This window comes from Enterobacter sp. N18-03635, assembly GCF_004006055.1.
Classification (GTDB): Bacteria; Pseudomonadota; Gammaproteobacteria; order Enterobacterales; family Enterobacteriaceae; genus Enterobacter; species Enterobacter vonholyi.
Genome location: NZ_CP034769.1, coordinates 1,630,137 through 1,650,101 on the forward strand (window position 1 = coordinate 1,630,137; position 19,965 = coordinate 1,650,101).

Consider the following 19,965-nt stretch of genomic DNA (forward strand, 5'->3'; position numbering starts at 1 on the left):
TGAAAACCCGTTAAGCGGGAGTGCAAATGGTGTTGCAGGATCCAGGCCAAAATAATAAATCTTGTATGCAATATTTTATTTTTATGTATACGATTCGATAACGAAGAGTAAAAGACGGAGTGGTGAATGAACAACATAAACGCCCTGCAGACCGCGCCAGACCTGCATGACAAAGACGAATCGATCTTTCAGGCGCTGATGACCGCGATTGTCGAACATCAGCTGCTGCCGGGGAGCAAATTGCCGGAAGAGGCGCTGGCCGAGGTGTTTGGCGTAAGCCGCACGGGCATCCGAAAGGTGCTTCAACGACTCGCCGCTGTGCAAATGGTCACCCTGACGCCCAAGCGTGGTGCACACGTCGCCAGCCCGACGGTGGAAGAGTCGCGACACATCTTTCGCACCCGCGCGCTGCTGGAGGTCGCTAACCTTCCGGACGTGCTGGCGCACTGCCAGCCGCCGCACCTTGCCGCGCTGGAGACCATTATTCGCCAGGAGCAGCAGGCGCACGAGGCCTATGACGGCCCGGCGGCGATTCGCCACTCCGCCAATTTCCACATTCAGCTGCAGGCCATATCCGGCAACCAGGTGCTCACTGAGATGGTGACCGGCCTGAGCCAGCGTTCTTCGCTGGTGATTGCCGCCTGGGGCGCGCCGTGGCGTCAGGGCTGCCGCTGCAACGATCACGAACAGCTTGTGGATCTGCTGCGCCAGAAGGCGCTCCAGCCGCTGAGCGATGCATTAATGCACCATTTTGAACATATCGTCGCCAGCCTCTGCTTCGAGCGGGCGGGCGAGTGCCTGCCTGATTTTGCCCGGCTGTTTGCCGGCCACAAGGAGTCGTAATGTCTGTCTGTATACAAGTGATCAACCCCAACACCAGCCTCGCCATGACGGAAACCATCGGCGCGGCGGCGCGCGCGGTGGCGGCGCCGGGGACGGAGATCCTCTCGGTCTGCCCGAGCGCGGGCTTGCCGTCTATAGAAGGCCACTTTGATGAGGCCATCGCCGCCGTCGGTGTCCTGGAACAGATCAAAAAAGGCAGGGAACAGGGCGTGTCGGGTCACGTGATTGCCTGCTTTGGCGATCCGGGCCTGCTGGCGGCGCGCGAGCTGGCCCAGGGGCCGGTTATCGGCATTGCCGAAGCCGCGATGCACATGGCGACGCTGGTGGCGACGCGTTTTTCGGTGGTTACCACGCTGCCGCGCACGCTGATTATTGCCCGTCATCTGTTGCACCAGTATGGCTTTCAGGACCATTGCGCGGCGCTGCACGCCATCGACCTTCCGGTGCTCGCGCTGGAGGACGGCAGCGGTCTGGCGCAGGAAAAAGTGCGCGCGCGTTGTATACAGGCGCTGAAAGAGGATGGCTGTGGCGCCATCGTGCTGGGCTGCGGCGGCATGGCAACGCTGGCGCAGGAGCTGACCCGTGAACTGCGCGTGCCGGTCATCGACGGCGTCAGCGCGGCGGTGAAGATGGTGGAATCGCTGGTAGCGCTGGGGCTGTCGACCAGCAAGCACGGGGATCTGGCGTTCCCGGAGAAAAAACCGTTAAGCGGGCATTTTCAGGCATTGAATCCATTTTAATTTTTGGGGGTGGCAATGGGGCTTTTTGAACAGGATTATCCGCGGGATCTGCGCGGCTACGCGGGCAACCCGCCGCACGCACGGTGGCCTAATCAGGCGCGCATCGCCGTGCAGTTTGTGCTCAACTATGAGGAAGGGGCGGAAAACCACGTTCTGCACGGCGATGCCGGATCCGAGCAGTTCCTGTCGGACATTATCGGCGCGGCCAGCTACCCGGATAAGCACATGTCGATGGACTCCCTCTACGAATACGGCAGCCGCGCCGGGTTCTGGCGGATCCACAATGAATTTCAAAAGCGCGGCCTGCCGCTGACGGTCTTTGGCGTGGCGATGGCGCTGGCGCGACACCCGGAGATCGTTGAGGCGATCAAAGCCGCGGATTACGACGTGGTCAGCCACGGCTGGCGCTGGATCCACTATCAAAACATGGACATCAGCCAGGAGCGCGAACACCTGCATAAGGCGGTGCACGTTCTGACCGACCTGTTCGGCAAGCCGCCAGCTGGCTGGTACACCGGACGAGACAGCCCCAACACGCGCCAGCTGGTGGTGGAGCACGGCGGTTTTGACTACGACAGCGACTACTACGGCGACGATTTGCCCTTCTGGACGGAAGTGGCCTGCAGCGACGGCTCCCGTAAACCGCACCTGATCGTGCCGTATACGCTGGATACGAACGACATGCGCTTTGCGACCGCGCAGGGGTTTAACACCGCCGAGCAGTTTTATACGTATCTGAAGGACAGTTTTGACGTGCTGTACGAAGAGGGAGAAAGCGCGCCGAAGATGATGTCCATCGGCATGCACTGTCGCCTGCTGGGCAGACCGGGGCGTTTTCGCGCGCTGCAGAAGTTCCTGGATTATGTGCAGCAGCACGAGCGGGTGTGGGTCTGTACCCGCCAGCAGATTGCCGACCACTGGCGGGAGGTGCATCCGTTTCAGAAATAACTGAGCCGTCTTTAGCCGGGTGGCGGCTGCGCCTTACCCGGCCTACGACTACGACATCAAACTCACCTGCGCCGCCACGATGCGCCATCCGTAGGCAAACCGCACCCACGTCTGCTGCTGGCGGCCAATGCGTTCCGTCCCCTCGCGGGTAAACTCGGTGCTGCACACGGCATAATCCTCCCCGAAGGTGGTAATCACTGTGTGGCGCAGCGTCCGCTGCAGCCCGGCGGCGGGGCGCGCCGCCCGAAAGGCGCGGATTTCATCAATCCCGTACAGGTTTTCACCCGCTCCGAGACGCACCGTGCTTTTGTCGTGCCAGAACAGCTCGTCCAGCACCGCAACGTTGTTGCTCACCAGCGCGTCCTCATAGCGGTAAAACGCGGCGGTCACCTCGGCAACCACCCACGGGAGGTTAATGTCATCGTGATTCATCATGCTGCTATCTCCGCCGGGCGGGCATCGGTGATGCCGTTCTCTTCCAGAACCCGCGCGACGCGCAGGCAGGCCTGCTCGTTAAACGGCGCGGCAATCAGCTGCAGGCCGATAGGCGCACCCTGCGCGGTGCGCAGGGGAACGGTGGTCACGGGCAGGCCCAAAAACGAAATCGGCTGGGTCAGCATCCCCATGCTGGCGCGAATGGGGAGCGGCTGGCCGTTAATATCCATGGTCTGCTCACCCGCCAGCGTGGCGCTGCGCGGAGTGGCCGGGGCGATCAGCACGTCGGCCTGCGCGAACAGGGTTTTGAACGCCTGCCGGGCGTGAGCGCGAAACCGCTGGGCCTGAATATACCAGGCGGAGGGGATCATCGCCCCGGCGAGCAGCCGTTCGCGAGAGTGCGGCTCAAAACGCGCCGGTTCATGGCGAAGCGCGGGCAGGTACTGATTTCCCCCTTCGGATGCGCTGATGATAAACGCAGCGGAACGCGCCAGCTCGGCGTCAGGGAACTGCAGCTCATCCTGCACGTCGAGCGCCTTCGCCACCCGCGCCACGGCGGCTCTGGCGTCTGCGTCGCACCAGGTGGTGAAATAGCCGCCGAGCACCGCGCAGCGCAGGCCATCAAGCCCGCGATCGAGCAGGGGGCGCGTCTGTTCCCGGGAGCACTCGGCCTGAAAACCGTCGCTGGTATCCCGTCCCTGCAGCGCGTCATACACGGACGCCAGGTCGCACACGCGGCGGGCGAAGGGGCCGATATGATCCAGGCTCGCGACAAACGGATGGCTGCCGGATCGCGACAGGCGGCCAAAGGTGGGCTTCAGGCCATAGATACCGCACAGGGAGGCCGGAACGCGAATCGAGCCGTTGGTGTCGGTGCCGAGCGAAAAGTGCACCAGCCCGGCGGCCACCGCGGCGGCTGAACCGCCGGACGACCCGCCCGCAATGCGCGTCAGGTCGTGCGGGTTACGCGTCGTGCCGTAGTGGCTGTTCTCGGTGGTAAAGCCGTAGGCGTAGGCGTCCATATTGACCATCCCTGTCAGCAGCCCGCCCGCGCTGCGCAGCTGGCGCACCGCAAAACTGTCAGCGGCGGCGGCAGGGCGCTGGCTGAACAATTCGGCTCCGGCGAGGGTGGTATGACCGGCAACGTCGAACAGATTTTTTACCGCGTAGGGCACGCCCGCCAGCGGCGGCAGGGGGCGCTTTTCCCGTCGCAGGGTATCGATATTGTCGGCCTCGGCGAGCATGCGTGCTTCCGTCACGGCGGTCCAGGCGCCGATCTGCGGGTTAACGCGCGCAATCCCCTCCAGCGTCTGTCGGGCGATCTCGCGAGCGCTCAGCTCCCCCGCGCTCAGCGCCTGCTGGATCGCGCTGATACTCATCTCGTGTAGCGTCATGCTTTATACACTCCTGCAATCTCCAGACGGTCGTCGAGCGGCAGCGCCATCAGCGGGGCGGCCATGGTGGCTATGCGGCTGAACTGCACCTGCAGCTCGGCGCGGCGGGCGTCATCCAGCGTCACGCCGAGTACAGTTTCCATTTGCGCCAGGTATGCCTGCCAGTCGGGTTGGTGTGTCGTCATTTTTTTTCTCCTCAGAATCCGGCGGCCGCGCCGTTGCTGCGCGGGTCAAATGCCCCTTCGAACAGCCCGTTGGGGTGGCGGACAATCGCGCCCGCGTGGCCCATGGCTTCACTAAAGTCAGGGAAAAGCTCCACCTCGTGACCGAGTGCCCGCAGGCGCACGACCGTCTCGGGTGAAAAACGTCCTTCAAGCTTTAGGGTGTCCGAGGTTTGTCCCCAGGTGCGCCCCAGCAGCCAGCGCGGGCGGGAAATGCTCTCCTGTAAAGGCACGCCCTGAATCGCATAGCGGGTAAAGAGCGCGGCCTGGGTCTGCGGCTGTCCGTCGCCGCCCATCGATCCGTAGACCATCACGCGCCCGTCCTTCAGACGCGCCGCCGCCGGGTTCAGGGTGTGGAACGGCTGTTTGCCCGGCGCGAGGGCCAGAAGATGGGCGGGATCGAGGCTGAAGGATGCGCCCCGGTTCTGCCAGACGATGCCGGTATCGGGCAGGACAACGCCGCTGCCGAACTCGTGATAGATACTCTGGATAAACGACACGGCAAGCCCGCTGCTGTCCATCACCCCCATCCACACCGTATCGCCGGGGCCTTTTCCGGTACCCCACGGCGCGGCGCGGCCGTCGTCAACCCTGTCGGCAAGCGCCTGCAGGGCGGCGGGATCCAGCAGATCCTGAATATCGGTTTTCAGCTCGCGCGGGTCGGTGATGTGGGCATCACGCAGGCCAAAGGCCAGCTTGGTGGCTTCAACGATGCGGTGAAGGGTTTCGGCGTCGTCGGCCTCCGCCATGTTCAGGCGGTCGGTGATGCCGAGTATCGCCAGCGAGACCAGCCCCTGCGTCGGCGGAGCGTGGTTAAAGACCTCCCCCTGCTGATGCTGCAGCTTCAGCGGCGCGGTGCGCCGGGCTGCGTGGGCGTGTAAATCGGCCAGCGTAACGGGCAGGCCCAGCGTCTCCATGCCGTGCGCCAGGACTTCCGCTAGCGGGCCGCGATAAAAACTGTCCAGACCGTCTTCCGCCAGGCGCCTCAGGGTTGTAGCCATGGCGGGCTGGTAAAAGCGGCTCCCGGCCTGCGGCGGCTTGCCGTCGACCAGCCAGGTTTCCGCGAAGCCCGGCACATCCTTCAGCTCGTCGAACTTGCTGGCGGTGGCGTGAGCCTGAGAGGCCGTGACCGGCGTGCCGTTCTGCGCGTAGTCAATGGCGTCGGCCAGCAGGCGGGCCAGCGGCAGCGACTTGCCGGTCATCTCACGGGAAACCTTCAGCGCCTCGTCCCAGCCGCTGACCGTGCCGGCGACGGTTAGCGCCGCCTGCGGTCCGCGATGGGGGATCTGCGTGAGCCCGTCGTAGGCGGCCAGCGTCGCGTGCGATCCTGCCGCGCCGCTGGCGTCAATGGCGATGGGGTCGCCTTCCGGCGGTACGATAAGCCAGAAGCCATCGCCGCCCAGCCCGTTCATATGCGGGTAAACCACGGCGATGGTGGCCGCCGCCGCGACCATCGCTTCTATCGCACTGCCGCCTTCGCGTAGCACCGCCAGCGCGCTCTGGCTGGCGAGGTGGTGGGGCGCAACCGCCATACCGTGTGTGGAGACATTACTTTGCATAAAGAGTCCTCGTAACCCTGAAAGTCACAAGGCGCTGCAAAAGCTGTTCCAGTTCTGAAAGAAAAGTTTCAGTAAACTGGCACGTATAATGAAAGGTAGAATGAAAACCAAAATGTGATGAAACAAAAGTTACAGAGGCGCTATGGAACAACTGGATGAACGTCTGAAAGCACAATACCCGTCGCTGTCGCCGCAGGAGCAGCGGGTGGCGGACTTTATTTTTGATCATTTTGACGATCTCATTAGCTACAACAGCGCCGAGCTGGCGCAGCTGAGCGGGGTATCGAAAGCCACGGTGAGCCGTCTGTTTAAGCGTCTGGGCTATGAGAAATATAAAGACATGCGCGAAGAGCTGCGCACCCTGCGCCAGAGCGGGATGCCGCTCACCGATAATCGCGACGCGGTGCAGGGCAACACGCTGCTGGCACGCCACTACAAGCAGGAGATGGCGAACCTGACCCAGTGGGTCAATGCCCTCGACGCGCAGCAGTTTGCCGACGCCATGGCCTGCATGGTGAAGGCGCGGCGCATCGTTATTATCGGCATGCGTAACGCCTATCCGGCGGCGCTCCACCTGCGCCAGCAGCTGCTGCAGGCGCGCGGTCAGGTGCTGGTCCTGCCGCAGCCGGGGCAGAGCCTGAGCGAGGAGCTGGTGGACTTAACGCCGGACGATCTGGTGGTCATGATGGCCTTCCGCCGCCGTCCGCGCATTATCCGCCCGCTGATGCAGCAGCTTCAGAGCAGCGGTATTCCGGTGCTGCTGATGTGCGAGCCGCAGGCCCACAGCCTGTTTCCGCTCGCCAGCTGGCAGCTCTGCGCCCCGCTGGACAGCGTCTCGGCCTATGACAGCTATTCCTCGGTTAACAGTCTGATCAACCTGCTGGCGAACGCCTTCCTGCATGAGATCCTCGATAAAGGCCGTCCGCGCATTCACGAGATTGCCTCCCTCTATCAGCAGCTGGACGAGCTCGAACAGCGATAATGGGGCATCAGGCTGGTGCTTTGCATTAAAATGGTGCGTAATGGCGGGGCGAAAATGGAGAGCATTTTCGCCCCGCCCGCGTTTTATAAGGCTTTAAAAGAATATTTCCCGCTTCGCCTTATCTGGCACATTAGTTGCAAAATCACATTCAAAGAATCTTTTGTTTCATGTTAACGTTACGGGGAAGCACCATGAAAAAATTGTTGATTGCACTGGCCGGGGCAGCATGCCTCTTCACTCAGCTGCCGGCAAAGGCTGACCAGCTACAGGATATCGAGAAGCGCGGCACTATCCGTATTGCCGTTCCGCAGGACTTCCCGCCGTTTGGCTCGGTGGGGACCGATCTGCAGCCGCAGGGGTACGACATCGATATGGCGCGCTATCTCGCTAAACAGATGAAGCTCAAGCTGCAGCTGGTGCCGGTGACCAGCGCCAACCGCGTGCCGTACCTGCAAACCGATAAGGTGGACCTGGTCATTTCCAGCCTCGGTAAAAACCCGGAGCGCGAGAAGGTAATCGACTTCAGCCGCGCCTACGCGCCGTTCTTCCTTGGCGTGTTTGGTCCAAAAGGGGCCGAGCTGAAGGACGCCGCCGCGCTGAGCGGAAAAACCATCGGCGTGACGCGCGGGGCGGTGGAGGACATGGTGCTGACCGGACTGGCGCCGAAAGACGCGGACGTGAAGCGCTACGAAGACAATAACACCACGCTCTCCGCTTACCTGTCGGGGCAGGTGCAGTACGTGGCAACCGGTAACCTCGTGGTGGCGGCCATTTCGCGCCAGAACGCGGATAAAGCCCCGGTGCCGAGCTTTATGCTGAAAGATTCGCCGTGCTTTATTGGCCTGAAGAAAAACGAACCGGCCCTGAAGGCAAAAGTGGATGCGCTGATTGAGCAGGGCATCAAGGACGGCACGCTGAACGGCCTGTCTGAGCAATGGCTGAAGGCCCCGCTGCCGGCAAACCTTGGCGCCTGAGCCGATGACTGAGCAACTTGATTTCTCCGCGCTCTGGCCGCACTGGCCGGAGCTGCTGGCAGGGCTGTGGGTCACCGTTCAGCTGACGGTGATGGCGACCGTCGGCGGGCTGGCGATAGGGATTTTCGGGGCGGCGATCCGCAGCGGACGCACGACCTGGTTCAGCCGGATCTGGGGCGGCTACGTGGAGATCATCCGCAACACGCCGTTTGTGGTACAGCTGTTTTTCATTGTCTTCGGCCTGCCAAATCTTGGCCTGAAGATGACGGCGGGGGAAGCGGCGCTGCTGGCCATGGTGGTAAACCTGGGCGCCTACAGCACCGAGATTATCCGCGCGGGCATTCAGGTCACGCCGAAAGGGCAGTGGGAAGCCGGACGCGTGCTGGGGCTCACCCGCCTGCAGACCTTTATTCGCGTGGTGCTGCCGCCCGCGCTGCAGCGCATTTACCCGGCGCTGGTGAGCCAGTGCATCATCGTGATGCTCGGCTCGTCGGTGGTGTCGCAGGTCTCCTATGAAGAGCTGACCTTCGCCGCCAACCTGATCCAGTCCAGAACGTTTTTGAGCTTTGAGGTTTATCTGGTGACAACCGGGATTTACCTGGCGCTGTCGATAACTCTGCGCCAGCTGATGATGGCGGCAGGACGCAAATGGCTGGGGGTGCAGGCATGATGACCACCTTTACCGACTGGGACATTATTCGCAACCTGCTGCTGGCCGGACGCTGGACGGTGCTGCTGTCGCTGGTGGCGTTCGTCGGCGGGGCGGTGGTAACCCTGCCGCTCCTGCTGCTGCGCCTGACGGGCGGGCGCACGGTGAAGCGCATTATCCGCGGCTATATTGAGCTGTTTCAGGGCACGCCGCTGCTGATGCAGCTGTTCCTGGCCTTCTTCGGCGTGGCGCTGTTCGGCATCGACGTCTCGCCGTGGACCGCCGCCTCGCTGGCGCTGACGTTTTACACCAGCGCGTTTCTGCTCGATATCTGGAACGGCTGCATTCGCGCTTTACCGAAGGGGCAGTGGGAAGCGTCGCGCTGCCTGGGGCTGACCTTCGGCCAGACCCTGTTTCGCGTCGTCGCCCCGCAGGCGCTGCGCATCGGCATCGCGCCGACGGTCGGCTTTGCAGTGCAGGTGATCAAAGGCACCGCGCTGGCGTCGATTATCGGCTTTATCGAGCTGACCAAGGCCGGGACGATGCTGACCAACGTGACGTATCAGCCGTTTAAGGTCTTTGCGCTGGTGGCGCTCGGCTACTTTATTCTGTGTTATCCGCTGTCGCGCTACAGCCGCTATCTGGAGACGAAATTCAATGCCTCTCATCACCATTAATCAGGTGCAGAAGTACTACGGCGATAACCACGTGCTCAAGGGCGTCGATCTGGATATCGACATGGGCCAGGTAATCTCCATTATCGGGCGCAGCGGATCGGGCAAAAGCACGCTGCTGCGCTGCATTAACGGTCTGGAAGGCTATCAGGACGGCAGCATCAAGCTGGGCGGCATGACCATTACCGACCGGGATTCCCAGGCGCGTGAAATCAGCCGCTCGGTGGGGATGGTGTTCCAGAGCTTCAACCTGTTCCCGCACATGACGGCGCTGGAAAACGTGATGCTCGCCCCGCGTCGGGTGCTGAAGAAAAGCGCCACCGAATGCCGCGAGCTGGCGCAGCGCATGCTGGAGAAGGTTGGCCTCGGCGATCGTCTGGATTACTACCCGTCGAGCCTCTCCGGCGGCCAGCAGCAGCGCGTGGCGATTGCCCGCGCGCTGGCGATGTCGCCGAAAGTATTGCTCTGCGACGAGATCACCTCCGCGCTCGACCCGGAGCTGGTGGGCGAAGTGCTCAAAGTTCTGGAGCAGCTGGCGGCCGAGGGGATGACGCTCATACTGGTTACCCATGAAATGAATTTTGCCCGCGAAGTGGGCGACCGCGTGGTGTTTATGCACCAGGGGAAAGTCTGGGAGCAGGGCGACAGCAAAACGCTGTTCGCCAACCCGCAGACCACGGAACTGAAGCAGTTCATCTCCTCCGTGCGCGGCCTCAACTGATAAGGACTTAACAATGGATATCGCACACTTTCCGCAAATCAACCCGCCGCAGCGCCTGCTGATGGGGCCGGGCCCGATCAACGCCGACCCGCGCGTGCTGCGCGCCATGTCGAGCCAGCTGATCGGGCAGTACGATCCGGCCATGACCCACTACATGAACGAGGTGATGGCGCTCTATCGCGGCGTATTCCGCACCGAAAACCGCTGGACGATGCTGGTGGACGGTACCTCCCGCGCGGGGATTGAAGCCATTCTGGTCTCCGCCATCCGCCCGGGAGATAAGGTGCTGGTGCCGGTCTTTGGCCGCTTTGGCCACCTGCTGTGCGAAATTGCCCGCCGCTGCCGCGCGGAGGTGCATACCATCGAGGTGCCGTGGGGCGAGGTGTTTACCCCGGACCAGGTCGAGGATGCGATTAAGCGTATTCGTCCGCGCCTGCTGCTGACCGTGCAGGGCGACACCTCCACCACCATGCTGCAGCCGCTTGCCGAGCTGGGCGCGATCTGCCGCCGCTACGACGTGCTGTTTTACACCGATGCCACCGCGTCGCTCGGCGGTAACGCCCTGGAAACCGATGCCTGGGGGCTGGATGCCGTCTCTGCCGGGATGCAGAAATGCCTCGGCGGCCCGTCTGGCACCTCGCCGATCACCCTGAGCGCGCGCATGGAGGAGGCGATCCGCCGCCGCAAATGCGTTGAGGAAGGCATACGCACCGACGCCCACCGCGACGGCGACGAGGAGATGATCTACTCCAACTACTTCGATCTCGGCATGGTGATGGACTACTGGGGGCCGGAACGTCTTAACCACCACACCGAAGCCACCACCGCGCTGTTTGGCGCCCGCGAGTGCGCGCGTCTGATCCTGCAGGAGGGGCTGGATAACGGCATCGCTCGCCACAGGCTGCACGGCGATGCGCTGCTGAAGGGCATTCAGGCGATGGGGCTGGAGACCTTCGGTGACCTGAAGCACAAGATGAACAACGTGCTGGGGGTGGTGATCCCACAGGGCATCAACGGTGACCAGGTGCGTAAGCTGATGCTGGAGGATTTCGGGATTGAAATCGGCACCTCGTTTGGCCCGCTGCACGGCAAAGTTTGGCGCATTGGCACCATGGGCTACAACGCACGCAAGGACTGCGTGATGACCACCCTGAGCGCGCTGGAGTCGGTGCTGAACTACCTGAAATTCTCCACCACGCAGGGGGCCGCCATGCAGGCCGCGTGGGACCACTATCGCCGCGAGACGCCGCAATGAGCCCGGCGGCAGAGCGGGTGATGGCGCGCGCCGACGCGCTGGCCGCCATCAGCGAAACCCCGGACGGCCTGACGCGGGTCTATCTCTCCACGCAGCATCTGCAGGCTAACCTGCTGGTCGGCGAGTGGATGCGCCAGGCGGGCATGACCGTCTGGCAGGACAGCGTGGGCAATATCTGCGGACGCTATGAAGGCCAGCAGGAGGGGGCGCAGGCGGTGCTGCTCGGCTCGCATCTCGATACCGTGCGCAATGCCGGGCGCTACGACGGCATGCTCGGCGTGCTTGCCGCCATTGAGGTGGTGGACAGCCTGCACCAGCAGGGTGTGCATCTGGCGCAGGCCATCGAGATTGTCGGCTTTTGCGACGAAGAGGGGACCCGCTTCGGCATTACGCTGTTAGGCAGCCGGGGCATCACCGGCACCTGGCCGCAGGGCTGGCTGGAGAAAGCCGACGCCAGCGGAATCAGCGTGGCGCAGGCGATGACCCTGGTGGGGCTCGATCCTGCACGCGTGTTGCATGCCGCGCGCCGTCAGGTGGATTTCAGCGCCTATCTGGAGCTGCATATTGAGCAGGGGCCGTGCCTTGAGCAGGAGGCGCTCGCCCTGGGCGTGGTGCAAGCCATTAACGGCGCGCGTCGTCTGAACTGCCGCTTTACCGGCGAGGCCGGGCACGCGGGAACCGTGCCGATGCACCACCGCAGGGATGCGCTGGCCGCCGCCGCCGAGTGGATGGTCATCATTGAAAACGCTACCCGACAGCAGGGCGGAAACCTGGTGGCGACGGTTGGCGAACTGCGCTGCCTGCCGGGGGCGGTGAACGTGATCCCCGGCGAGGTTCAGCTCTCGCTGGATATTCGCGGCCCGCAGGATGCGCCGCTGGATCGGTTGCTTAACGAGCTGCTGGAGCATGCGCAGGCGATCGCATCGCGCCGCAATCTGGACTTCAGCGCCGAGGAGTTTTACCGCATTGCCGCCACGCCGTGCGATATCCACCTGCAAAACGTGCTGGGGGAGGCCGTCACATCGGTACAGGGGCGCTCGCTATCGCTGCCCAGCGGTGCGGGCCACGATGCGATTGCCATCGCGGAACGCTGGCCGGTCGGCATGCTGTTTGTGCGCTGCAAAGGGGGCGTCAGCCACCATCCGGCGGAATCGGTGATGGCTGAAGATGTCGCCCTGGCGATTGAGGCGTTTTCGCGAGCGGTGATCCAGCTGGCGGACCGCGTTACTCCAGCCCCAGCGTATATTGCGCGATCTTAAAGTAGATAATCAGCCCGGTACCGTCGATAAGCGTCGCAATAAACGGCGCGGAGACGACCGCCGGGTCAATGCCGCAGCGCTTGAGCACCATCGGAATGACGGACGAGACAATCGCACTCCAGAGCGTAATACACACCAGCGTCAGGCTGACGATGAGCGTAATCTCCAGCCCAATCCCCATCATCCAGGCGCGGATACACCCTGCGATACCGAGCGTGGCGGCAATCATCAGCGAGGTGGTCATCTCTTTACGCAGCACGCGGCCAACGTCGCGCAGACGGACTTCTCCCAGCGCCATGGCGCGCACCAGCGTGGAGGTGATCTGCGTCCCGCTGTTGCCGCCCGTGCCGATCAGCAGTGGAATAAAGAACGCCAGCGCGATGGCGGACTCCAGCGCCTCTTCGAAATGCTGGATCACCGAGCTGGTGTAGGCTTCTGCGACAAAAAGCAGCAGCAGCCAGACGGAGCGTTTCTTCCACAGGCTATAAGGACTGGTATCCAGATAGGGCTTCTCCAGCGGTAGCGTCGCCCCCTGAAGCTGGGCGTCTTCAGTGACGTCATCTTCCAGCAGATGGGCGATTTCGCGCTCCGTCAGGCAGCCGACGAGCTTGCCGTGGGTGACCACAGGCACCACATCCGCCCCGCCGTGCGCCAGCAGTCCGGCAACGTCGGCACGTTCATCCTCCGGTTTGACCTGCAAAAACTGCGAAATCATCAGCGGTTTCACCGGCTGGACCGTGTCGGCGGTTTGCAGCAATTTACGCACGGCAATCATGCCCGCCAGGCGACCATTGTCTTCAATAAAAATATGAGACGGAATATCGTCGTCTTTTAATTTTTCGAAGAATTGCTCGCGCGCCAGCGCCACGCATAATGAAATATCAAGGACAATAAAATCGGTATTCATATATTGCGCGACAGCGCTGTCATTGAATGCAAGGTTTTGGTTGTGAATAGCGTAAGACATAGTGAATTCCCTTTGAATAATAACATCTCTCAGGGGCGAGCAAGACAGGGCATGTCGAAGAGGAGATCCCCACGTCCTGGGTTCAGCACTGTACACCGTATCCCGTGAGGGAAGTTATACTGACAAAGCCTTGATTCGACAGTGCCTGTTTTACCCTGTGCCGGTTCTCTCGAACCTACCAGAGCGATAACGTGTATTTGTACAGGAGCCTCGCCATAACGAGATCGTTGTAAAACGAGGGAAATAATACGCCTGTTTAAATTTACCGCTCAGGAAATTAAATAATGTTTAAGAACGGTTTAGATAAATATTATTAATAAAGCGTTGAGGGTTTATTTAGGTTTATTCATTTTAAATGGAGGGTTAAATAATTAACGGAGGAGAGAAAATGGCGTGGCTTGATAATCTGCTGAATCATTTTGCGCTGTATCCGGCACATCTTTTCGCGCTGTTATTTGTGATGGCGCTGAGTAAATCGACGGTGCTGATCTCCTCCGTGCTGCCGCCCGCGTCGGTGATGCTGCTGGCGTGCATTACCGTTAGCCAGGGGAGCATGCATCCAGCGTTGGCATGGCTGGCCGTAGTGATGGGGGCAACGGCGGGATCGGTGCTGAACTACCACTTAGGGCAACTGATGGGGCACACCCGGCTGGTCGCGCGCTTTACGTCGAAGCATGCCGCTACGTTTTTGCGGGTACAGCATCAGCTGCAAAAGAACGGCGTCATCGCACTGTTTACGTCGCGCTTTCTGGCGGTGCTGCGTTACATCGTGCCGCTGGCAGCGGGTATGCTCAGGCTGAACGCAGTTAAGGTCTACCTCGTCAGCCTGCTTTCCGCCTGCGCGTGGGCGGCGCTGTATGTCGGCGCGGTCACCGGCATCAGCGCCTTTTGAGTTACAGGCTCCCCATTCCGCCGTCCACCAGCAACTCCGTTCCTACCGTGTAGCTCGACTCGTCGGACGCCAGATAGAGCGCGGCTTTTGCCAGCTCCACCGTTGAGCCCATTCTGCCGAGCGGCACCAGCTTGATGATTTCCGCCATCATCGCGTTAAGCGCCTCGTCGCTTAAGCCCGTTTTGGTAAACGCCGGGGTCTCCACCGGACCGGGGCTCAGGCCGTTGACGCGTATCCCGCGCGGCAGCAGTTCCGCCGAGAGCGTGCGCGCCAGCGACAGCAGGGCGGCCTTGCTCGCGGCATACACGCTGCTGGTGGGCAGGCCGATGCGCGCGCTCACGGAGCCGCAGAGGATCACCGACGACGGGTTATTCAGCAGCGGCAGCAGCGCCTGAATCAAAAAGAACGGTCCCTTCAGGTTGATGCCCATCAGGCGATCCCAGGTCTCTTCCCGCCACTCTTCCAGCGGCGCGTGCGTTACGTCGCCGGCGTTGAGAAACACCGCGTCCAGGCGTGGCCAGCGGGCGGCGAGGGTTTCCGCCAGGGCTTTTTGCGACGAGATATCGCCCGCATCGGTTGGGATTACCCAGGCCTTATCGCCAAGAATGCGTTCTGCTTCGGCGAGGGTGTCCGGGTTACGCCCGGTCACGGCGACGCGCGCGCCTTCGGCGATAAACGCCTGCGCGGTGGCGAGACCGATGCCGCTGGTGCCGCCGGTAATCAGCGTATATTTATCTGTTAAACGACCCATATTCTTCTCCTGAAATGTCACTGGAGAAAGCACTATAGAAACGTTAGTATCGAAAGGAAACCAGGTACCAAATGGATACTAAAGAGGCAAGAGGTGTGCTATGGCAGAAATGCTGGAGGTGTGCTGTGAAAAAAAATCTGAGGCGTATACCTGCCCGATGACGCAGTTTGTGAACCTGATTTCCGGTAAATGGGCGATCCCCATTCTCTATCGCCTGATTGTCTTTAATACGCCCGTACGCTTTGGCGATCTGCTGCGGGCGGCTGCCCCCATCACGCAGAAAGAGCTGACTAAGCAGCTGCGCCTGTTTGAGCAGCGCGGGCTGGTGACGCGGACGGTCTACCCGGAGATCCCGCCGCGCGTGGAGTATCAGATAACCGAGCTGGGGTTAACCCTGCAGGACGCACTCTCCCCGCTGGCCGCCTGGATGAGCGAGTACGGCGGCCAGCTTGAGCGTTAGGCTACTGTTTTACGTAGCGCGGTGCCGGAATGCCGGTGCGCGCGCTGTTGAACAGCTCAAGACGCGCCGCTTCGTAGCGATCCCACAGGCCAGCGTCATGCATCGGCGGGATGGTGATCGGTTCACCCTGATCCAGACCCGCCAGCGACGCATCCACCATATCGTCGGTGGTCATCACCGATCCTTCCGGCAGATCGTCCACCGTGACGCCTGAATGGCTCCAGATTTCAGTCGCCGTGGCGGCAGGCAATACGGCCTGAATGCGCACGTTGCTGTCGGCAAATTCTTCCTGTAACCCACGTGTAAAGCTCAACACCCACGCCTTGGTGGCGCTGTAAAGCGCGCTGCCCGCCCGGACGTGCAGGGCCAGCACGGACGCGATATTGATCAGCGTGCCGCGATTGTTCTGCGCCAGGCGCGGCAGGATGGCGTAGGTCAGACGCATCAGCGCCGTGGTGTTCAGGGTATTGATGGCCTGATGCTGCGCCACCTCGCCCGCGAGGAACGGTGCCATCTGCGCGGTGCCCGCGTTGTTAACGAGCGTATCAATGGCGGTATTGCTGCGCAGCTCTTCTTCCACGGCGCAGATCCCGGCTTCATCGGTGAGATCGGCAACCAGAATATCGACGGCCACGCCATAGCGCGCGCGAAGGTCGGCGGCGAGGATTTTCAGGCGATCCTCGCGACGGGCGACCAGCACCAGGTTAGCGCCGCGCGCGGCAAGGCGGTCAGCATAGACGGCACCGATCCCGGAAGAGGCACCCGTAATCAGGGCTGTGGTGATTTGCGTAGTCATCGTGTGTTACCTCAAAGCAAAGTGGGTTATTTGGTTTCAATATGAAACTGAATAAACTCTCTGCTATTTGGTTTTATAATGCAACCATATTTGCGAGCATTTTGTGCTTTTGCCGTCGGGAACGGTCAGGAGGGGAGTTTAGCCACGATCTCTTCAGGCGTCAGTTCGCGCCCGTCGTCGGCGATAAGCGCCAGTTTACGCAGAGGTTTGCGCTGTTCGGTATCGACCAGCACGGTGCTGCATTCGTTTTCCGCGAACAAAAACTCGTTGCCCCACTGGGAGAGGGCAACCAGCACCGTTTGCAGGGCGCGCCCTTTATCGGTCAGGACATACTCTTGCCAGGCGCTGCCGTCAGACGCGGGCTGAAGCCGGAGTATGCCCTCGTCGACCAGCAGCTTGAGCCGCGTAGTCAGCATATTTTTTGCGATACCGAGGCTTTTCTGGAACTCGCCGAAGCGTTTAATCCCGCGTAGCGCGTCGCGAACAATCAGCAGCGACCACCAGTCGCCTATAATATCCAGCGAACGGGCGACGGGGCAGGTGCTCTCTTCAAGGCGGGTACGTTTCACAGCGAATTCTCCGGTGGGGTGTGGTTTTATTATAAAACTAATCTGCACGCGTCGTAAGCATGTTAATCATCAGTTTGAGAAATGCTTCCCGGAAAATTGTCACGAATCTGTCACACTGAACGCGACATTTTAAAACGAGTGAGGAATTATGGATGAGAAAAGCACTACTCGCGCTGGCAGTCGCCGGTTCCATTTCAGCAACGTTTGGCGTGCAGGCGCAAGAGACGCCGGAAGGGTATCAGCTGGAGCAAGTTTTAATCATGAGTCGCCATAACCTGCGCGCGCCGCTCGCTAATAACGGCAGCGTGCTGGAGCAGTCCACGCCGAAGCAGTGGCCGGAGTGGGAGGTGCCGGGCGGTCAGCTCACCACCAAAGGTGGCGTGCTGGAAGTCTATATGGGCCATTACATGCGCGAGTGGCTGGCGCAGCAGGGGATGGTGAAGACGGGAGAATGTCCAGCGGCGGATAGCGTTTATGCTTACGCCAACAGCCTGCAGCGTACCGTCGCCACCGCGCAGTTCTTCATTACCGGCGCGTTCCCGGGCTGCGATGTGCCCGTGCACCATCAGGAAAAAATGGGCACCATGGACCCGACGTTCAACCCGGTGATTACCGATAACTCGCCGGAATTCCGCGAAAAAGCGCTCAAGGCGATGGAGACCGAGCGGCAGAAAATGCAGCTTGGCGAAAGCTATAAGCTGCTTGAGCAGATGACTAACTACGCCGATTCGCCGTCCTGCAAAGAGAAAAAAGTCTGCTCTCTGGCGGACGCAAAAGATACCTTCAGCGCCGACTATGAAAAAGAGCCTGGCGTATCCGGGCCGCTGAAGGTGGGTAACTCGCTGGTGGACGCGTTTACGCTGCAGTATTACGAAGGCTTCCCGGCCGACCAGGTGGCCTGGGGAGAAATCAAAACCGACCAGCAGTGGCGCGTGCTGTCGAAGCTGAAGAACGGCTATCAGGACTCGCTGTTTACCTCAACCGAGGTGGCGCAAAATGTGGCGAAGCCGCTGGTGAAATATATCGATAAAACGCTGGTCACCGACCAGGCGAAAGCGCCTAAGATCACCCTGCTGGTAGGGCATGATTCGAACATTGCTTCCCTGCTGACGGCCCTGGATTTCAAACCGTATCAGCTGCACGATCAGCAGGAACGCACCCCGATTGGCGGCAAGATTGTCTTCCAGCGCTGGCATGACAAAAATGCCAACCAGGAGTTGATGAAAATCGAGTATGTCTATCAGAGCTCAGAGCAGCTGCGCAACGCCAGCGTGCTGTCGCTGCAGTCGCCTGCACAGCGCGTGACGCTGGAGCTGAAAGGCTGCCCGGTAGATGCGAACGGCTTCTGTCCTGTCGACAAATTCAATGCGGTGATGAATAACGCGGCGAAGTAAGAGAGAACCCCCCGCTGCGGCGGGGGGAAACGCTTAGACGTTTTTACGTTCGATGGTTTGCTCGCCCCAGAAGAGCGAGTCTTTATCCGTTTTTTCGAAGGCGCGCACCAGCACCTCATCGTTACCTTCCTCCCAAATCTGCTCGGCCAGCTTTTCATCGTATTTCGCGACTTCAAAGATAGCTTCGGCAATCTCTGGAGAGGTGTTGCGTAAACTTGCCCATTCGCCCACGTGGTGAGCTTTGGATTCTTGAGTTGGCATGCTTGTCCTCCTGTTGGGTGTTAGCCGTTCAGTTTTTTGGCCAGACCCGCGACGTATTCACCCTGATAGCGGGCGATAGACAGTTCTTCATTGCTTGGCTGACGTGAGCCATCACCACCGGCAATGGTGGTTGCGCCGTACGGCGTACCGCCACGCACCTGGGAAACGTCAAACAGCTCCTGCGCGCCGTAGCCAATCGGCACAATCACCATCCCGTGATGAGCAAGGGTAGTCCAGGTTGAGGTAATCGTCTGCTCCTGACCGCCGCCGGTGCCGGTAGAGCTGAACACGCTGGCGAGTTTGCCGTAGAGCGCCCCGGATGCCCAAAGTCCGCCGGTTTGATCGAGGAAGGTGCGCATCTGGCCTGACATATTGCCGAAGCGGGTCGGGGTGCCGAAGATAATGGCATCATAATCCGCCAGCTCCTGCGGGGTGGCGACCGGGGCGTTTTGCGTTTTCCCCCCGGCTTTCAGGAAGGCTTCCGCCTGCATGGTTTCCGGTACGCGTTTCACCACAACCTCAACGCCGTCAACCCTGTTTGCACCTTCTGCTACCGCGTGAGCCATGGTTTCAATGTGTCCATACATGGAATAATAGAGCACCAGAACTTTTGCCATTTTGCTTCACTCCTCGTTGGTTTCTCTGACAGCGGATCGCTGCGCTCTTTTAAAGATATGCCATCACGGCCAGACTGCAAAAATGAACGCCATTTATTTGATTTATAACAACATGAGTAGAAAAATGGCTTTGTAGCAAAATGATACAACTTTCCAGGTGCGGATTTTTAAAATGATAAGAAAGGCTTATGCATCCCCGCCGCGTCATCTCACCTGAAAGACTGAGATCATGTTGCAGGATATTACCTGTGGCTTGCCGGACAGCCTCAGTCCACTAAGCTTAGTTTCACGCGGCACAGATTGAGGCGTCGTCCTTGCGCCGCGAGGTGAAAGAATCCTCTTTTACTGAATGCAATATGATGTCTAATGTTTCACACTCTGGAGGTTAGAGATGGCAAACCATCGTGGTGGTTCAGGTAATTTCGCTGAAGACCGTGAAAGAGCATCAGAAGCAGGTCGTAAAGGTGGCCAGCACAGCGGGGGCAATTTTAAAAATGACCCTCAGCGCGCATCAGAAGCTGGTAAAAAAGGGGGGAAAAACAGCCACGGCAGCAGTAAGTAATACGCCGGGTTGAACCTCTGCCGCCGGGATCTCCCGGCGGTT

23 protein-coding genes, 1 pseudogene and 1 riboswitch are annotated in these 19,965 nt (G+C 60.5%); of the genes and pseudogenes, 14 read left to right on the plus strand and 10 right to left on the minus strand.

The genetic code is table 11. From position 1 onward, the window contains the following. Positions 1 to 126 precede the first annotated feature (126 nt). The 3 genes and pseudogenes from ELK40_RS08400 to puuE all read left to right on the plus strand — a co-directional run bounded on the left by ELK40_RS08400 (position 127) and on the right by puuE (position 2,531). A complete protein-coding gene (locus ELK40_RS08400) occupies positions 127 to 843 on the plus strand; it encodes a GntR family transcriptional regulator (RefSeq protein WP_115874676.1) in 717 nt (238 codons plus the stop codon). Beyond that, positions 843 to 1,675, plus strand: a pseudogene (gene hpxA, locus ELK40_RS08405) (allantoin racemase). Before ELK40_RS08400 ends, hpxA begins: the two are co-directional and overlap by 1 nt. Then, the gene (gene puuE, locus ELK40_RS08410; RefSeq protein ID WP_244599412.1) at positions 1,632 to 2,531 is read left to right on the plus strand and encodes an allantoinase PuuE; all 900 of its coding nucleotides are present in this window, start codon (positions 1,632 to 1,634) and stop codon (positions 2,529 to 2,531) included. Before hpxA ends, puuE begins: the two are co-directional and overlap by 44 nt. A gap of 48 nt (positions 2,532 to 2,579) precedes the next feature. Here the strand turns inward: puuE and hpxZ are convergent, their stop codons facing one another. Genes hpxZ through hpxW form a run of 4 tightly spaced genes read right to left on the minus strand, consistent with a single transcriptional unit; the run spans position 2,580 to position 6,140 of the window. Further along, complete coding sequence (gene hpxZ / locus ELK40_RS08415; RefSeq protein WP_115874679.1) at positions 2,580 to 2,966, minus strand: oxalurate catabolism protein HpxZ; 387 nt, start codon at positions 2,964 to 2,966, stop codon at positions 2,580 to 2,582. After that, positions 2,963 to 4,360, minus strand: a complete 1,398-nt coding sequence (locus ELK40_RS08420) for an AtzE family amidohydrolase (protein WP_115874680.1) — start codon at positions 4,358 to 4,360, stop codon at positions 2,963 to 2,965. The genes hpxZ and ELK40_RS08420 overlap by 4 nt, the downstream gene beginning before the upstream one ends. After that, positions 4,357 to 4,545: an oxalurate catabolism protein HpxX gene (gene hpxX / locus ELK40_RS08425; RefSeq protein WP_115874681.1), complete on the minus strand. Its 189-nt coding sequence runs from the start codon at positions 4,543 to 4,545 to the stop codon at positions 4,357 to 4,359. The genes ELK40_RS08420 and hpxX overlap by 4 nt, the downstream gene beginning before the upstream one ends. Before the next feature lie 11 nt (positions 4,546 to 4,556). Beyond that, positions 4,557 to 6,140 (minus strand): oxamate amidohydrolase, encoded by a 1,584-nt coding sequence (hpxW, locus tag ELK40_RS08430; protein ID WP_115874682.1) that lies wholly within the window; start codon positions 6,138 to 6,140, stop codon positions 4,557 to 4,559. A 142-nt stretch (positions 6,141 to 6,282) separates the two neighbouring features. Between hpxW and hpxU the strand changes: the two genes are divergently transcribed. The 7 genes from hpxU to hpxK all read left to right on the plus strand — a co-directional run bounded on the left by hpxU (position 6,283) and on the right by hpxK (position 12,654). Then, a complete protein-coding gene (hpxU, locus tag ELK40_RS08435) occupies positions 6,283 to 7,122 on the plus strand; it encodes a MurR/RpiR family transcriptional regulator HpxU (RefSeq protein ID WP_115874683.1) in 840 nt (279 codons plus the stop codon). Positions 7,123 to 7,313: 191 nt separating this feature from the next. Next, positions 7,314 to 8,096: a transporter substrate-binding domain-containing protein gene (locus tag ELK40_RS08440; protein ID WP_023311064.1), complete on the plus strand. Its 783-nt coding sequence runs from the start codon at positions 7,314 to 7,316 to the stop codon at positions 8,094 to 8,096. Between the two features lie 4 nt (positions 8,097 to 8,100). Beyond that, on the plus strand, positions 8,101 to 8,766 hold the full coding sequence (locus ELK40_RS08445) for an amino acid ABC transporter permease (protein ID WP_111964571.1): 666 nt from the start codon (positions 8,101 to 8,103) through the stop codon (positions 8,764 to 8,766). Further along, positions 8,766 to 9,422, plus strand: a complete 657-nt coding sequence (locus tag ELK40_RS08450) for an amino acid ABC transporter permease (protein ID WP_164850651.1) — start codon at positions 8,766 to 8,768, stop codon at positions 9,420 to 9,422. Before ELK40_RS08445 ends, ELK40_RS08450 begins: the two co-directional genes overlap by 1 nt. Further along, positions 9,403 to 10,140: an amino acid ABC transporter ATP-binding protein gene (locus ELK40_RS08455; RefSeq protein WP_115874685.1), complete on the plus strand. Its 738-nt coding sequence runs from the start codon at positions 9,403 to 9,405 to the stop codon at positions 10,138 to 10,140. The genes ELK40_RS08450 and ELK40_RS08455 overlap by 20 nt, the downstream gene beginning before the upstream one ends. A gap of 13 nt (positions 10,141 to 10,153) precedes the next feature. Next, positions 10,154 to 11,395, plus strand: coding sequence for an alanine--glyoxylate aminotransferase family protein (locus ELK40_RS08460; RefSeq protein WP_115874686.1), 1,242 nt, complete (start codon positions 10,154 to 10,156; stop codon positions 11,393 to 11,395). Beyond that, complete coding sequence (gene hpxK / locus ELK40_RS08465) at positions 11,392 to 12,654, plus strand: allantoate amidohydrolase (protein WP_127730323.1); 1,263 nt, start codon at positions 11,392 to 11,394, stop codon at positions 12,652 to 12,654. The genes ELK40_RS08460 and hpxK overlap by 4 nt, the downstream gene beginning before the upstream one ends. Here hpxK and ELK40_RS08470 read toward each other — a convergent pair. Then, entirely contained in the window at positions 12,620 to 13,621 is a 1,002-nt protein-coding gene (locus ELK40_RS08470) for a magnesium transporter (RefSeq protein ID WP_115874688.1), read from the minus strand. The two genes, hpxK and ELK40_RS08470, sit on opposite strands and share 35 nt — an antisense overlap. A gap of 60 nt (positions 13,622 to 13,681) precedes the next feature. Then, a riboswitch (M-box (ykoK) riboswitch) is annotated at positions 13,682 to 13,851 on the minus strand. Positions 13,852 to 14,009: 158 nt separating this feature from the next. On the opposite strand from ELK40_RS08470, the gene ELK40_RS08475 reads away from it, so the two are divergent. After that, positions 14,010 to 14,513 carry a DedA family protein gene (locus ELK40_RS08475; protein ID WP_127730326.1) on the plus strand — a complete coding sequence of 168 codons (504 nt, stop codon included), beginning with the start codon at positions 14,010 to 14,012 and terminating at the stop codon, positions 14,511 to 14,513. 1 nt (position 14,514) lies between these two features. Here the strand turns inward: ELK40_RS08475 and ELK40_RS08480 are convergent, their stop codons facing one another. Then, on the minus strand, positions 14,515 to 15,264 hold the full coding sequence (locus ELK40_RS08480; protein ID WP_127730327.1) for an SDR family oxidoreductase: 750 nt from the start codon (positions 15,262 to 15,264) through the stop codon (positions 14,515 to 14,517). Positions 15,265 to 15,364: 100 nt separating this feature from the next. On the opposite strand from ELK40_RS08480, the gene ELK40_RS08485 reads away from it, so the two are divergent. Next, positions 15,365 to 15,724, plus strand: a complete 360-nt coding sequence (locus ELK40_RS08485; RefSeq protein WP_127730329.1) for a helix-turn-helix domain-containing protein — start codon at positions 15,365 to 15,367, stop codon at positions 15,722 to 15,724. A 1-nt stretch (position 15,725) separates the two neighbouring features. Here the strand turns inward: ELK40_RS08485 and ELK40_RS08490 are convergent, their stop codons facing one another. Together ELK40_RS08490 and ELK40_RS08495 are read right to left on the minus strand one after the other, a co-directional pair. After that, on the minus strand, positions 15,726 to 16,520 hold the full coding sequence (locus ELK40_RS08490; RefSeq protein ID WP_127730331.1) for an SDR family oxidoreductase: 795 nt from the start codon (positions 16,518 to 16,520) through the stop codon (positions 15,726 to 15,728). Between the two features lie 125 nt (positions 16,521 to 16,645). After that, complete coding sequence (locus ELK40_RS08495; RefSeq protein ID WP_127730333.1) at positions 16,646 to 17,089, minus strand: helix-turn-helix domain-containing protein; 444 nt, start codon at positions 17,087 to 17,089, stop codon at positions 16,646 to 16,648. Between the two features lie 152 nt (positions 17,090 to 17,241). Between ELK40_RS08495 and agp the strand changes: the two genes are divergently transcribed. Continuing rightward, positions 17,242 to 18,483, plus strand: a complete 1,242-nt coding sequence (gene agp, locus ELK40_RS08500; RefSeq protein ID WP_127730335.1) for a bifunctional glucose-1-phosphatase/inositol phosphatase — start codon at positions 17,242 to 17,244, stop codon at positions 18,481 to 18,483. A gap of 33 nt (positions 18,484 to 18,516) precedes the next feature. Here the strand turns inward: agp and ELK40_RS08505 are convergent, their stop codons facing one another. Together ELK40_RS08505 and wrbA are read right to left on the minus strand one after the other, a co-directional pair. Then, on the minus strand, positions 18,517 to 18,744 hold the full coding sequence (locus ELK40_RS08505; RefSeq protein ID WP_008499832.1) for a YccJ family protein: 228 nt from the start codon (positions 18,742 to 18,744) through the stop codon (positions 18,517 to 18,519). Between the two features lie 20 nt (positions 18,745 to 18,764). Beyond that, positions 18,765 to 19,361, minus strand: a complete 597-nt coding sequence (gene wrbA, locus ELK40_RS08510) for an NAD(P)H:quinone oxidoreductase (protein WP_024909629.1) — start codon at positions 19,359 to 19,361, stop codon at positions 18,765 to 18,767. 391 nt (positions 19,362 to 19,752) lie between these two features. Here wrbA and ELK40_RS08515 point away from each other — a divergent pair, with 391 nt between their 5' ends. Continuing rightward, the gene (locus tag ELK40_RS08515) at positions 19,753 to 19,923 is read left to right on the plus strand and encodes a general stress protein (protein ID WP_023311077.1); all 171 of its coding nucleotides are present in this window, start codon (positions 19,753 to 19,755) and stop codon (positions 19,921 to 19,923) included. Positions 19,924 to 19,965 lie beyond the last annotated feature (42 nt).